The following is a 14,698-nucleotide window of genomic DNA, read 5'->3' as shown; positions in this document are numbered from 1 at the left end:
GCCCGCTCGTCATGGCCGCGGCGCTGGCCGCCGCCGGCCTCGTCGGCGCGGGTCTGACGACTCTGGCCCCGGACATCGCCGAGGCCGCCACCGCACGCCAGGTCGAGGCCCTCGACCGGGGCGTGGTCAGCGTCCACACCGGCGATGGCAATCTGGTCGGCTGGCGCTGGCTGGGCACCGACCCGGACGGTGTCGCCTTCAACGTCTACCGGGCCGGCACGAAGGTCAACCCGAGCCCGATCACCGGCTCCACCACCTACTTCCACGCCGGCGCCCCCGCCCAGGCCGACTACACGGTCCGCGCGGTCGTGGGCGGCACCGAGCAGGGCGACTCGGTCCACGCGATCCAGTTCCGGGCCGGCTACAAGGACGTCCCCGTCAGCCCGCCCGCCGGCGGCACCACCCCCGACGGCGTCGCGTACACCTACGAGGCCAACGACGCCTCCGTCGGCGACCTCGACGGCGACGGGGCGCTCGACCTCGTCCTCAAGTGGCAGCCCACCAACGCCAAGGACAACTCCCAGTCCGGCTACACCGGCAACACGGTCGTCGACGGCATCAGGCTCGACGGCACCCGCCTGTGGCGCGTCGACCTGGGCCGCAACATCCGCTCCGGCGCCCACTACACCCAGTTCCAGGTGTACGACTACGACGGCGACGGCCGGGCCGAGGTCGCCATGAAGACCGCCGACGGCACGAAGGACGGCACCGGCGCGGTCATCGGCAGCTCCTCGGCGGACCACCGCAACTCCTCCGGCTACGTCCTGTCCGGGCCCGAGTACCTGACGATGTTCGACGGCCGGACCGGCAAGGCCATGGGCACCGTCGACTACGTCCCGGCCCGGGGCACCGTCTCCTCCTGGGGCGACTCCTACGGCAACCGGGTCGACCGCTTCCTGGCCGGCACGGCGTACCTGGACGGCTCCCGCCCCTCCCTGGTCATGGCCCGCGGCTACTACACGCGCACGGTCATCGCCGCCTGGGACTGGCGCGGCGGCTCCTTCACCCGCCGCTGGACCTTCGACACCAACTCCTCGACCAACAGCGGCAGGGGCTACGACGGTCAGGGCAACCACCAGCTGTCCGTCGCGGACGTCGACGGCGACGGCAGGGACGAGATCGTCTACGGCGCCATGGCCGTCGACGACAACGGCAACGCCCTGTGGACCACGCGCAACGGCCACGGCGACGCCATGCACGTCGGCGACCTGGACCCGTCCCGGGCGGGTCTGGAGGAGTTCAAGGTGGACGAGGACGGCTCGAAGCCCTCGTCCTGGATGGCGGACGCCCGCACGGGCCAGGTCATCTGGTCCACTCCCGCGAGCGGCGACAACGGCCGGGGCGTCTCGGCCGACATCTGGTCCGGCAGCGCGGGCGCCGAGTCCTGGTCGTCCGCCGAGAGCGGCATCCGCAACCCGAAGGGCACCGTGGTGAACAGCCGCAAACCCTCCAGCACCAACTTCCTGTCCTGGTGGGACGGCGACCCCGTCCGCGAACTCCTCGACGGCACCCGCATCGACAAGTACGGCACCTCCGGCGACACCCGCCTGCTCACCGGGTCCGGCGTGGCGTCGGACAACGGCACCAAGGCGACACCGGTCCTGTCCGGCGACATCCTCGGCGACTGGCGCGAGGAGGTCGTCTGGCGGACCGCCGACAACAAGGCCCTGCGCATCTACTCCACGCCGTACGACACGGACACCCGCATCACGACCCTGCTGCACGACACCCAGTACCGCACGGCCCTGGCCTGGCAGAACACCGCCTACAATCAACCGCCGCACCCGAGCTTCTTCCTCGGCGCCGGGATGGCGACACCACCGCGGCCGGCGGTGTTCACTCCCTGACGCGGAGCGTGCCACCGACACGATTTCGTCACGGGATCTTCACGGGCGCCGATTCCGGGGGATGATGTACCACGCAACTGTCTCGCCCCCGGGGGAAGAACCTTGAGCAACCACACCACGCCGCCGCCCGCGCCGCCCTACTGGCCGCCCGTGCCCCCGCAGCCCCCGAAGCGCGATCGGACGGCGCTCATCGCGGTCGCCGCGGCCGTCGTGGCCGCGGCGGTCGCGGTCGCGGTCACCCTCGGCGTCTCCGGCGACGACGAGGCCGCGCCGGCGCCCACGGTCACCGTGACCGAGACCGTGGACGCCGAGGGCGCCACCGCCGCCGACGAGGAGACCGAGCCCGCCCCCGACGCGTCCGACGACGGGGTGCACGCCCTCGGCGACACCGTCACCTACGGCAACGACGTCCGGGTCGGTCTCTCCGGCTTCAAGCGGGCCGTGTCCACCGACACCGCCATGCCCGAGAGCACGCCGTACGTCCGGTTCACCGTCAAGGTCGACAACGGCGGCACCGAGACGCTCGACGCCACCGCGCTCACCGTCAACTGCGCCTACGGCAAGGACGGACACAGCAGCGAGGCCGTCTTCGACAGTGCCACGGGACTGAACGGCGGCCCCGAGACCCAGCTTCTCGCCGGACGGTCGATCAGCGTGCCCTGGGGCTGCGAACTCCCGAAGGGCGAGAAGCTCGTCCAGATCGAGGTCGTTCCGGACTACGAGTCGGACACGGCCATCTTCACCGGATCGGTCGGCTGACGACCGAGCAGCTCCGGCCGGCGAGGCCGAAGGACGCCGGTGCCGTGTTCGTCCCCGACCACGAGGCCGTGAAGCCGAAGTCCACCGAGGAACCGGCCGCGACACCGGCGTTCCAGCCCACGTTCTTCGCCGTGACCGCGCCGCCCGACCCGGAGTGCTCCGCGTTCCACATCTGCGTCACCCGCTGGCCGTCCGCGAACGACCAGCCGAGGGACCAGCCGTTCCACGGAGCCGAACCGGTGTTGGTGAGCCGCACGTCCGCCTGGAAACCGCCCGCCCACTGGTTCGTGACCGTGTAGGTCACCGCGCAGGCACCCGTCGGCGGCGGAGTGGGCTCGGTGCCGCCGCCGTCCCCGCCGCCGGTGCCGGACGGGTCGCCGTAGACGACGCCCCGGCCGTTGGTGGCGACGTAGACGCGTCCGAACACCCGCGGGTCGCCCGTGATCGCGGCCCCCGTCCAGCCCCACTGGTGGGCGTCGTCGTTGATGCGGGTCCAGCTCGCCCCCTTGTCGGTCGAGCGGAAGACGCCGCGCACACCGCCGATCTTCGCGCTGGTGTAGAGCGTCTGGTACGCGGCGTCCGGCGCGGCCTTGCCGAAGCCGATCGTGTCGGCCTGCTCGACGTTCGCCAGTGCGGTGAAGGACGCGCCGCCGTCCGTGGAGTGCCACAGGCCGTACGCGCCGTCGGTGGCGCCGCCGGCCAGCCAGACGTCGCCCTTCGTCCCCGGGAGCGCCTTGAAGCGGACACTGTCACCGGCGGGCAGGCCGGTGGCGGCGGACGCGGCGAAGGTGGCGCCGCCGTCGGTGCTGACGTAGAACTTCCCGGACTTGAAGGCGTAGAAGGTGGTGGGGTCGACGCGGTCGGACTCGACGATCGCGCCCGCCGGGACACCGCTGGAGGCCTGCCACGACGTGCCGAAGCCGCTCGTCCAGTGGACGCCGGTGCCCTGCGGGCTCCACACGAAGCGGCTGCCGTCCGCCCCGGCCGCGACCGTACCGCCGCCGCTCACTCCCGACGGGTCCGTGCCGCCGAACCAGTTGGCGCCGTTGTCCGTCGAGAACGCGATGTGCGGGCCGGCGTCCAGGTTGCCGGCCCGTACGACCGTGTCCGGGTTCTTCTCGGCGAAGTCCAGACTCGTCGTCGAGGTGAAGTTCGGCGAGGTGTACATCATCGGCGGCACCTCGGTCAGGTCCGTGTGGCGGAATCCGCCGATGTCGCCGAGCGCGCTGAGCAGAGGGGCGCCCGCCGGCGGAGAGGCGAGGTCGTTGACGGCCGTCTCCTCCAGACCCCGCACCATGGGTTCCACGGCGAACTTCCCGCCGGAGTCCCAGTTCGTGAGGTTCTCCGTGCCGTAGACCGTCGCACCCGTCCCGTACATCATCCGGTCCGAGTCGAACGGGTCGATCTCCAGGGACTCCGTCATCCAGCCGAGCTTCGGCGTCTGTTCGGGCGGGGACGGATGCGCGTCCCAGGTCAGCCACGGTGCGGACGAGACGTCCATCGTGTAGCGGTTCTGCCTGTCCGGGTACGACGTGTAGCTCCACGCCTGCGTCCAGGAGCCGCCGCTGTCCGTGGAGCGGAAGATCTGTGTGTCCGGCCACCAGGAGCTGTACGCCGTCGCCATGACCGTCCCGGGATGCTGCCGGTCCACGGTCAGGCCGCTGAATCCGTAGTACGTGTCGGCCTCGCCGACCGGGCTGATGTCGGTCCAGGTGCCGGTCGCCGTCGCGTACCGGTACAGCCGGCCGGCGGCACCGTCGTACGGGCCGCCCGTGTCGCTGTACGCCAGGTAGAGGAAACCGTTCTCCGCGTCGAGCACGCCCTTGTGGGCCAGGTACCCCGTCGGCTGGCCGGCGATCCGCTGCCAGGTCGCGCCCGCGTCCGTGGAGCGGTACACCGCGTTCTCCTTGTCGGCGACCCCGACGTAGATCGTCTTCGTGGCCGTGCCCGCACCACCCGTCGACTCGTCGAACGTGACCCAGACGATGCCCTGGTTGTCGGAGGCGTAGCCGCTCGTGTCGGTCGGATCCTGCGCGTAGTCACCGGGATTGGGGAAGGCGCTCACCTGCGACCAGGTGACGCCCGCGTCGGTCGACCGCCACAGGCCCCTGCCGCTGGGCGCGCCCAGGTAGAGCACGTCGTTGTCGTGCGGGTCGACGGCCAGGCGCTCGCCCATCCCGCGGCCGGGCATGTTGCCGCCCAGTTTGAACGGCAGGTCGGCCTTCTCCCAGCTGGCGCCCCGGTCGGCGGAGCGCAGCACCGCTCCGTTCGTCGGGTCCCAGCCGTTGGTGTACGTGCCGACCGCCGCGTAGACGCGGTCGGGGTCGACGGAGTCGGAGGCGAGGCTGACGACACCCGTGTGGCCCCAGTCGGCCCAGCCGACCGAGTCCAGCAGGGGCGTCCAGGACCGCGTCCGCTCCTGCCAGCGGTAGGCCCCGCCGATGTCGGTGCGGGCGTAGGCCAGGTCCTTCTCGGTGCGGTTGAAGACGATGCCCGGGACGAATCCGCCGCCGTCGATCCGGGCGTTCTTCCAGGTGTAGGTGTCGGCGGCGACGGCCGTCGCCGCCGGTGACCCGGCGGCCAGGGCGGCAGGCGGGCCGCCGGTCAGGAGTCCGGCCGTCAGGGCCAGCAGAGCGGTGAGGATCCGGCTTCTTCGCACGGTGGGGAACCGTCCTTCCGTCAGGAGGGAGACATGCGAGGACCGGGCGGCCCCAGGCGTGGGCGGGGGCAGCCCGGTCGGTGGTCCCGTCGTCCGGTGACGGGACCGGGCACGCGGAGCCGTCGAGCGCCGCCGGGAAGGAAACGGTGCCCCCCGCGCCCCGGGAAGGGGCGCGGGGGACCGCGCGGCCGGCCACACACGGCCCGCGGTCGAAGAACCGTCCGACCCGCCGAGCGCCTCGCGGGGACTATTCGAGCAGCTCCGCGTACGAACCCATGGCGAGGGCGATGTCCGCCTGCGCCCAGAACCGGTGGTACGTGAACGTGGGCGCGGCACCGCCCTGGAGGTAGCTCTCGATCTTCGACCACGCCGGGTCGTCCTGGTAGAAGGAGCGGATCGAGGCGAAGGTCGACGACGAGTCGATCTTGTCGCCGTTGGGCATGGTGCCGCTCCAGCCGCTCGGGACGTAGAGGCCGTCGTCGAAGCGGTTGTAGTCGGCGCGGGTCTCCGGGACGGCGATGCCGAGCGCGTCCTGGTCGTTCTCCCACATGCCGTCGAGCAGCGCCTTGGCGGTCGAGGCCGCCTCCGTGTCGCCGGAGCGGTCGGCGTAGTACGTCAGGGTCTTGGCGTACGCGGCCGCGACACCGACGTCGTCGGTGTAGTCCGCGACCGTGACGTGCAGGTCGCCGTTGTCACCCGGGGACGCGGCGTTCCAGGTGTCGGGCTTGCCCGACCACTGGAGCGTCGACGGGATCCGGAAGGTGCCGTCGGGGTTGACCGTCGTCTCCGACAGCGCCCAGTCGACCCACTTGTCGAGGACCGCCTTGGCGTCCGCGTCACCGCTCTGCTGGTAGTACTCGGCGACCCGTTCCATGGACCAGGCCTGGAAACCGAACCACTGGTTGGACGGCGGGTCGTGGTACACCGGCTTCTCGTCGTAGTACATGCCGTAGAAGGTCGGCGTACCGGCCGGCGGAGTCGCGTAGCGGCCCGCCCAGCTGTTGGTCGCGCCGCCGGCGATGGCGCCCTCGTCGGACTGCAGCCAGCGGTAGAACTCCAGTTGCCGGTCCAGGGACTTGGCCCAGTCCGCCGCGCCCGTCGCCGACTTGGGCTTCAGGTCGGCGTAGCTGCTCAGGGCGTAGGCGGCCAGCGGGTTCTGGTAGCCGCCGTGGGCGTGGCTGGAGCCGATGCGCCAGGCCCAGCCCGCCGAGGTGTCCGTGGCCCCGCCCCAGGCGTAGTACCAGGACAGCAGGTAGTGCGAGGAGTCCTTGCCGGTGCCGGCCGGGCAGCTCGCCGGACCCACGCAGTTGCCGACCTTCTTGAAGTACTTGTCGTACATCGCGTAGCGCAGGTAGTCGCCCATCTTGGCGGCCTTGGCGACGGTCCCCGAGACCTGCGGACCCTTGCCCTGCTCCTTCGCCCACACGTCCGCCCAGTACGCGGCCTGCACGGCCCGCGCGTCGGCGTCCGGCGCGTTGGTGAACTTCCACTGCCTGGCGTAGGACGAGTCGCCCGTGAACAGGTCCAGGTAGCCGTTCCTGCCGCCGTACTTGAAGGCGTCGCAGGTGGGCTGGGGCACCGTCTCCCACACCGACTCCTGCACGCCGCGCTGGAAGGTGTTGATGTACGACGGTCCGGTGTCGGAGGGGCCCGCCTCGCACTTGCCGGGCGAGTTGCCGTAGCCGTAGACGTTGTCGACGTCCTGGAGCCAGTGCATACCGTACACGTCGTCCGTGCCGTACGCCGACTTCAGCTCACCGGCGATCGGGTCCGCACCGGCCGGTACCGTGCCGTCCAGCTTCGCCGGGTACTCCTCCGGCGTGTCCAGCTCGGGGGCGTACGTGGCCGGCTTGGAAGCGTTGTAGGAGGCGTTGGTCGGCTGGTCGGCGTGCGTGGGGATCATGTACTTCTCCATGATTCCCCAGGCGTTGTTGAACTTGGACCAGTCGCCGGTCACCTTGCCGTACATCGCCTGGAGCCACAGCAGATAGCTGTACGCCTCGGACGTGGTCTCGTGGCCGTGGTCCGGTGCCTCGACGATCAGCGTCTCCACCGAGTGGTACGGAATGCCCTCCGGGGAGAAGTAGCCGTTCGCCGGGTCGGTGATCTTTCCGTAGAGCTCCAGGAAGCGGGCGTCGTAGTCCTTCGCCGCCGCCAGCTGGGTCACCGTCACCGTGGCCTTGCCGTGTCCGGGGGCCGTCGACTCGAAGACCGCGGAGCCGGTACCGGAGGCGTCGGCGGCCACGGTCACCTTCTGCGCGGTCTGCCAGTTCGAGGGGGTGAAGGTGAGGCTCGCCCCGCCGGTGACGGACAGGCCGGTGTTGCCGCTCGCCCGCGCGGTCGTCACGGTCACGTTCGCGGCCGGCTGCTTCGACAGCTTGACCTCGTACGTACCCGACTCGCCCTGCTGGACACCCAGTTGCCCGGGTGAGGCGACCACGGTCGGTCCCGAGGCGACCGTGATGCCGACCGGAGTGGAGTCCGCGGAGGCGCCCGTGCTGTCGTAGGCCTTCGCCACCAAGGAATGACTGCCCACGGTCAAGCCAGAGGCGGAGTACGCGTACGGGGAGCTGGTGTCGGTACCCAGCAGGGTGGTGTCGTCGTAGAACTCCACCTTGCTGATCGTGGCCCCGTCGGCCGCGGCCGCCGTGGCCGCCAGTGGCACCGCCTCGCCCTGTGAGTACACGGCACCGGCCGCCGGGCTGGTCAGCACCGCGATCGGCGGCTGGTGCGCGCCCGCGCACGCGGTGCCGTTGACCGCGAAGTTCGTCGGCGCCGCGTTGCTGCCGCTGTACGTGAACTGGCCGCCGGTGGAGACGGCGGCCCCGGCGGCGATCCGTGCGTTGTACGGGGCGTTCTTCACGGTGACGTTCCGGCCCGACTGGGACCAGGTGCCGTTCCAGCCGTTGGACAGCTTCTGGTTGCCCGCGTACGAGTACGTCAGCGACCAGCCGTCGATGGCGTCGGAGCCCCGGTTGGTCAGCGTCAGTTCGGCGGTGAAGCCGGAGCCCCAGTCGTTGGTCCTGTAGTCCACGCTGCACTGGAGCGCGGCCGCCTGGGCGGGAGTCGAACCCGTGCCCAGCATCGTGAGGGGAAGTGCCAGTGCCGCCACCGTGGCGGTCCACCATCGCCGCGCGGTGCGGCGTCTGGGTCTGTGTCCGGAGTGCATGGTGCTGGTTCCTCCTTGCGGCTCGGAGAGGGGTGGGGGAGGAGCAACAAGCCTTGAACCAGTGGGAGCGCTCCCATAGTGAGGAGGCCGCCTGGTGCGGTCAAGATGTGTGAACAGTCGAAAAGATTCGACGGATCCGGCCGGCAGAAAGTCGGTAACTCCTCTGTTCTTTGCCGTCACTTGGCGCTACCTTCGCTGCACCAGTGGGAGCGGTTCCACCAGTCGACGCGTCCGTCACGGCGCGCCCGAACTGCAAGGAGTCGCTCATGCGCCACCCCCCGCTCCACCCTCCGCGTTCAGGACTTTTAGCCGTTGCGGCAGGCGTCACCGCAGCCACCGCCACGGCCCGTCCGACGCGTCGTCGGCCGGCTCGCCGGCCTGCACACCCCCCGGGCGGACCCACCGTGCCCGCGGGCCGTTCCTGACCCCCCAGACACGACGGCACCCCCATGCCGATCGGCAGCGGGCCGCGCCGACGGACGCGCGGCCCCGGACGACAGCAGCACCCCCACGAAAGAAGGAACCCGCACTCATGACCCGGACCAGAACCGCGATGCTCGCCGCCCTGACACTGGTGGCAGGCGCCTCCGGCACGGCCCTCGCCGCCCACTCCGCGAGCGCCGGCGCGGCGGCCGCCGCCTGTACCGTCGACTACAAGGTGCAGAACGACTGGGGCAGTGGCTTCACCGCCGCCGTGACCGTCACCAACAACGGTGCCGCCACCTCCAGCTGGAAGCTGGGGTGGACGTACGCCGGCAGCCAGAAGGTGACCAACAGCTGGAACGCGAAGGTCAGTCAGAGCGGCGCCGCCGTCACGGCGGCCAACGAGTCCTACAACGGCGCGCTGCCCACGGGCGGTTCGGCGAGCTTCGGATTCCAGGGCACCTACAGCGGCAGCAACGCGATCCCGGCCGCCTTCACCCTCAACGGCGTGACCTGCAACGTCGACGGCGGACCGACCGACCCGACCGACCCGACCGACCCCACGGACCCGACCGACCCCACCGGTCCGTCCGACCGGGTGGACAACCCCTACGCCGGCGCCAAGGGGTACGTGAACCCGGAGTGGTCCGCGAAGGCGGCGGCCGAGCCCGGCGGCAGCCGGGTCGCCAACCAGCCCACCGGTGTGTGGCTGGACCGGATCTCGGCCATCGAAGGTGTCAACGGCGGCATGGGCCTGCGCGACCACCTCGACGAGGCGCTGAAGCAGAAGGGCTCCGGCGAGCTGTACATCCAGCTCGTCATCTACAACCTGCCCGGACGTGACTGCGCGGCCCTGGCCTCCAACGGCGAGCTGGGCCCGACGGAGATCGACAAGTACAAGACGCAGTACATCGACCCGATCGCCGCGATCCTCGCCGACCCGAAGTACGCCTCGCTGAGGATCGTCACCACGGTCGAGATCGACTCGCTGCCCAACCTCGTCACCAACGTCTCGGGCCGGCCGACCGCCACGCCCAACTGCGACGTGATGAAGGCCAACGGCAACTACCAGAAGGGCGTCGGCTACGCCCTGAACAAGCTCGGTGACATCGGCAACGTCTACAACTACATCGACGCCGGCCACCACGGCTGGCTCGGCTGGGACGACAACTTCGGCGCCTCGGCCGACATGTTCAAGACGGCCGCCACCTCCGAGGGCGCGACCGTGAAGGACGTCCACGGCTTCATCGTCAACACCGCCAACTACAGCGCGCTGAAGGAGGACAACTTCAAGATCACGGACAGCGTGAACGGCACGTCCGTGCGCCAGTCCAAGTGGGTCGACTGGAACCGCTACACCGACGAGCTCTCCTACGCCCAGGCCATGCGCGACAAGCTGGTGTCGATCGGCTTCGACTCGAAGATCGGCATGCTCATCGACACCTCCCGCAACGGCTGGGGCGGCACCCAGCGGCCCACCGGCCCCGGCGCCACGACGAACGTCGACACCTACGTCAACGGCGGCAAGTACGACCGCCGCATCCACCTCGGCAACTGGTGCAACCAGTCCGGGGCGGGCCTCGGCGAACGGCCGAAGGCCAACCCCGAGCCGGGCATCGACGCCTACGTGTGGATGAAGCCGCCGGGCGAGTCGGACGGCGCGAGCAAGGAGATCCCGAACGACGAGGGCAAGGGCTTCGACCGGATGTGCGACCCGACGTACACCGGTAACGCCCGCAACGGCAACAGCATGTCCGGTGCCCTCCCGAACGCCCCGCTCTCCGGGCAGTGGTTCTCCGCGCAGTTCCAGGAGCTGATGAAGAACGCCTACCCGGCCCTGTAGGGAGCGGCTCCGACGTAGGCAGACACCGTCGGGGTCCGGCCTCACGCGGCCGGACCCCGTACGGTCGTTTTGCGATTGCGGCAACAGGACTTGCCCCGGCGTGGCCGGTCGTCGCACCCTGACGGCCCCGCGAACGGAAGGCTGTCCGGCATGGCGCACGACCACCACCACCAGCACGACCACCAGGGCAGGAGCGACCGTCACGAGCCCGGTCGTCACCACGACCACGACCACGACCTCGACTGGGCCGCGATGGCCCCGCTGCTGGAGGCGCAGGCGGAGCTGTTCACCCCCCTGTACCGGCGGGCCATGGCCTGGCTGGCCGGGGAGGTGACCGCGCCGGGACTGATCGCCGACGTGGGCAGCGGCCCCGGCGTCGTCTCCTGTCTGCTCGCCGACGCCTTCCCGGGCGCCCGGGTCGTCGCCGTCGACGGGGCCGGCGCTCTCCTGGAGCGGGCCCGCGACCGGGCCGCCCGGCTCGGCGTCGCCGACCGCTTCGGCACCCTCACCGGGGAACTGCCGGGCGTACTGGGCGAGCTGGGCCACCCCGCCGGCCTGCTGTGGGCCAGCCAGAGCCTGCACCACCTGGGCGACCAGCGCGCCGCCCTCACCGCACTGGCCGGGCATCTCGCCCCCGGCGGCACGCTGGCCCTCCTGGAGGGCGGGCTGCCGGCCCGCTTCCTGCCCCGCGACATCGGCATCGGGCGCCCGGGACTGCAGGCCCGGCTGCACGCCGCCGAGGAGGACGCGTTCGCCGAGATGCGCGCGAGCCTTCCGGGCTCCGTGGCCGAGGCCGAGGACTGGCCGGCGCTGCTGACCGCGGCGGGCCTGAAGCACACCGGGACCCGCAGCTTCCTGCTCGACCTGCCCGCGCCCGTCCCCGAAGAGGCCCGCGCGTACGCCACGGCGTCCCTGTCCCGGGTGCGGGAGCGCTTCGGCGACGGTCTCGACGCCGAGGACCGGGCCACCCTCGACCGGCTGCTCGACCCCGAGGACGCGGCGAGCGTGCACCGGCGGCCCGACGTGTTCGTCCTGCTGGCGCACACGGTCTACACGGCGGTGCGGCCCGCGGACTGACGGCGAGGACGCCGGACAGCGCGCAAAGGGGCCCGGTCCGCACGGACCGGGCCCCTCCGCGGGCGTACGGATCAGGCGACGTCGAACTCCGCCGGGTCCGGGCCCAGGCGCCGGTCCTCGTTCAGCGCGCTGATCGCCGCGAGGTCCTCCGTGTCCAGGGAGAAGTCGAACACGTCGATGTTCTCCTTGATCCGCGACGGCGTCACGGACTTCGGGATCACGACGTTGCCGAGCTGGAGGTGCCAGCGCAGCACGACCTGGGCCGGGGTGCGGTTGTGCTTCTGGGCGATCGCCACGATCGCCGGGATCTCGAGGATGCCCTTGCCCGACCCGAGCGGCGACCAGGCCTCGGTGGCGATGCCCTGCTTCGCGTGGATCTCGCGGGCGGCGTGCTGCTGGAGGTGCGGGTGCAGCTCGATCTGGTTGACGGCCGGCACGACCGACGTCTCGCCGATCAGCCGCTCCAGGTGCTCCGGCAGGAAGTTGGAGACGCCGATGGCCCGGACCCGGCCGTCGGCGTGCAGCTTCTCGAACGCCTTGTACGTGTCGACGTAGCGGTCCTTCGCCGGCAGCGGCCAGTGGATCAGGTACAGGTCCACGTACTCCAGGCCGAGCTTGGCCAGCGACGTGTCGAAGGCGCGCAGGGTGGAGTCGTACCCCTGGTCGCTGTTCCAGAGCTTGGTGGTGACGAAGAGGTCCTCGCGGGCGACGCCGGAGGCGGCGATGGCCTTGCCGGTGCCCTCTTCATTGCCGTAGACCGCGGCTGTGTCGATGCTGCGGTACCCGGCCTCCAGGGCCGTGGCGACGGCCGTCTCGGCCTCGGCGTCCGGCACCTGCCAGACGCCGAAACCCAGCTGGGGCATCTCGACGCCGTTGTTCAGGGTGATCGGGGGGACCTTGCTGCTCACGAGCTCTTGATCCTTCGGTTGTGGTCAGGTGGTACGCACATCGTCAACGATCACGAGGCGCCGTGCATTCCTGACCGCCGGATTCAGGCCCGGTACAGGGCTTCCACCTCGGTGGCGTACGCGTTCTCGATGGCCTTGCGCTTGAGCTTCAGCGACGGGGTCAGCAGCCCGTGCTCCTCGGTGAACGGCTGCGCCAGGATGCGGAAGGTGCGGATCGACTCGGCCTGGGAGACGAGCGTGTTGGCCGCGACGACCGCGCGCCGGACCTCTGTCTCCAGGTCGGCGTCGTGCACCAGTTCGGCCGGGGACATCCGAGGCTTGTTGCGCATCGTCAGCCAGTGGTCGACCGCCTCCTGGTCAAGGGTGATGAGGGCGGCGACGTAGGGCCGGTCGTTGCCGACGACGATGCACTGGTTGACCAGCGGGTGGTCCCGGACGCGCTCCTCCAGCAGACCCGGCGAGACGCTCTTGCCGCCGGAGGTCACCAGGATCTCCTTCTTGCGGCCGGTGATGGTGAGGTAGCCGTCCTCGTCCAGCGAGCCCAGGTCGCCGGTGGCCAGCCAGCCGTCGTGCAGGGTCTCGTCGGTGGCCTTCGGGTTGTTGAGGTAGCCCTGGAAGACGTTGCCGCCGTTCAGCCAGATCTCGCCGTCGTCCGCGATGTGCACGGTGACGCCCGGGATGGGGCGGCCGACCGTGCCGTAGCGGGTGCGCTCGGGCGGGTTGGCGGTGGCCGCCGCGGTGGACTCGGTCAGGCCGTATCCCTCGTAGATCTGCACGCCCGCGCCCGCGAAGAACAGCCCGAGCCGCCGGTCCATCGCCGAGCCGCCCGACATGGCGTTGCGGATGCGTCCGCCCATCGCGGCCCGCACCTTGGCGTAGACGAGCTTGTCGAACAGCTGGTGCTGCATGCGCAGGCCCGCCGAGGGGCCCGGGCCGGTGCCCCAGGCCTTGGCCTCCACCGCCTCCGCGTATCTCACCGCCACGTCGACGGCCTTCTCGAAGGGCCCGGACCTCCCCTCCTTGTCGGCCTTGCGCCGGGCCGCGTGGAACACCTTCTCGAAGATGTACGGCACGGCCAGGATGAACGTCGGCCGGAAGGCGGCCAGGTCCGGCAGCAGCGCGGCGGCGTTCAGCTGCGGCTGGTGGCCGAAGCGGACCCGGCCCCGGATCGCCGCGACCTCCACCATCCGTCCGAAGACGTGCGCGAGCGGCAGGAACAGCAGGGTCGACGCCTCGTCGCCCTTCTTCGAGTGGAACACCGGCTCCCAGCGCTCGATGACGGTGTCCGCCTCGTACATGAGGTTGCCGTGCGAGATGACGCAGCCCTTGGGGCGGCCCGTGGTGCCCGAGGTGTAGATGACGGTGGCGACCGAGTCGGGCGTGACCGCCTGCCGGTGCCGGTGCACCACGTCGTCGTCGAGATGCGCGCCCGCGTCGTACAGCTCCTGGACGGCGCCGGAGTCGAGCTGCCACAGGCCGCGCAGGTGCGGCAGCCGGTCGATGACGGTGGCGATCGTCATCGCGTGGTCCTCGTGCTCCACGACCGCCGCCGTCACCTCGGCGTCGTACAGCATCCACAGGCACTGCTCGGCCGAGGACGTCGGGTAGACCGGCACCACCTGGGCACCGATCGTCCACAGGGCGAAGTCGAAGAGCGTCCACTCGTAGCGGGTGCGGGACATGATGGCGACCCGGTCGCCGAAGCGGATGCCCTGGGCGAGCAGGCCCTTGGCCAGGGCCAGCACCTCGTCGCGGAACGCGCCGGCGGTGACGTCCCGCCACCGCCCGTCCTCGTCCTTGCGGCCCAGGGCGATGTGCTGCGGGTCCTCCCGGGCATGTTGGAAGACCACGTCGGCCAGACCGCCCACCGGTGGCGCCGACGCCGTCGGAGGGTTGGTGAACTCGCGCAAACCCCGCTCCCCGCTCCTGGTGACGCCCCGCACAGCGCGGTGAAAGCTACCCCACGCGGCGCGCGGGCGGGAGGGTCGGCGAAGTCGAGCAGCGCTCATGTCC

8 protein-coding genes are annotated in these 14,698 nt (G+C 70.9%); 4 read left to right on the top strand and 4 right to left on the bottom strand.

What is annotated here, in order from left to right; genetic code table 11:
* The first annotated feature begins 11 nt into the window (after positions 1-11).
* The gene (locus ACGF3H_RS09975) at positions 12-1,847 is read left to right on the top strand and encodes a rhamnogalacturonan lyase (RefSeq protein ID WP_362488431.1); all 1,836 of its coding nucleotides are present in this window, start codon (positions 12-14) and stop codon (positions 1,845-1,847) included.
* Positions 1,848-1,949: 102 nt separating this feature from the next.
* Entirely contained in the window at positions 1,950-2,606 is a 657-nt protein-coding gene (locus tag ACGF3H_RS09970) for a hypothetical protein (RefSeq protein ID WP_362488019.1), read from the top strand.
* Here the strand turns inward: ACGF3H_RS09970 and ACGF3H_RS09965 are convergent.
* Both ACGF3H_RS09965 and ACGF3H_RS09960 read right to left on the bottom strand, forming a co-directional pair.
* A complete protein-coding gene (locus ACGF3H_RS09965) occupies positions 2,587-5,265 on the bottom strand; it encodes a cellulose binding domain-containing protein (protein ID WP_362488021.1) in 2,679 nt (892 codons plus the stop codon). The genes ACGF3H_RS09970 and ACGF3H_RS09965 overlap by 20 nt on opposite strands.
* Before the next feature lie 247 nt (positions 5,266-5,512).
* Positions 5,513-8,434, bottom strand: a complete 2,922-nt coding sequence (locus tag ACGF3H_RS09960) for a glycoside hydrolase family 48 protein (protein WP_362488023.1) — start codon at positions 8,432-8,434, stop codon at positions 5,513-5,515.
* A gap of 532 nt (positions 8,435-8,966) precedes the next feature.
* Here ACGF3H_RS09960 and ACGF3H_RS09955 point away from each other — a divergent pair.
* Complete coding sequence (locus ACGF3H_RS09955; RefSeq protein WP_362488025.1) at positions 8,967-10,700, top strand: glycoside hydrolase family 6 protein; 1,734 nt, start codon at positions 8,967-8,969, stop codon at positions 10,698-10,700.
* A 150-nt stretch (positions 10,701-10,850) separates the two neighbouring features.
* A complete protein-coding gene (locus ACGF3H_RS09950; RefSeq protein ID WP_362488027.1) occupies positions 10,851-11,777 on the top strand; it encodes a methyltransferase in 927 nt (308 codons plus the stop codon).
* A gap of 71 nt (positions 11,778-11,848) precedes the next feature.
* Here the strand turns inward: ACGF3H_RS09950 and ACGF3H_RS09945 are convergent, their stop codons facing one another.
* Positions 11,849-12,685, bottom strand: a complete 837-nt coding sequence (locus ACGF3H_RS09945) for an aldo/keto reductase (RefSeq protein WP_362488029.1) — start codon at positions 12,683-12,685, stop codon at positions 11,849-11,851.
* 83 nt (positions 12,686-12,768) lie between these two features.
* Entirely contained in the window at positions 12,769-14,595 is a 1,827-nt protein-coding gene (locus ACGF3H_RS09940) for an AMP-dependent synthetase/ligase (RefSeq protein ID WP_362488031.1), read from the bottom strand.
* Positions 14,596-14,698 lie beyond the last annotated feature (103 nt).

This window comes from Streptomyces sp. NPDC048185, assembly GCF_043202495.1.
Taxonomy (GTDB): Bacteria; Actinomycetota; Actinomycetes; order Streptomycetales; family Streptomycetaceae; genus Streptomyces.
This window is presented reverse-complemented; position numbering and strand designations above follow the sequence as displayed.

What these genes read in the sequence shown, in the direction of transcription:
- ACGF3H_RS09975 (WP_362488431.1), top strand. Translation starts at nt 12, where the DNA reads ATGGCCGCGGCGCTGGCCGCCGCCGGCCTCGTCGGCGCGGGTCTGACG.
- ACGF3H_RS09960 (WP_362488023.1), bottom strand. Translation starts at nt 8,434, where the DNA reads ATGCACTCCGGACACAGACCCAGACGCCGCACCGCGCGGCGATGGTGG.
- ACGF3H_RS09950 (WP_362488027.1), top strand. Translation starts at nt 10,851, where the DNA reads ATGGCGCACGACCACCACCACCAGCACGACCACCAGGGCAGGAGCGAC.
- ACGF3H_RS09955 (WP_362488025.1), top strand. Translation starts at nt 8,967, where the DNA reads ATGACCCGGACCAGAACCGCGATGCTCGCCGCCCTGACACTGGTGGCA.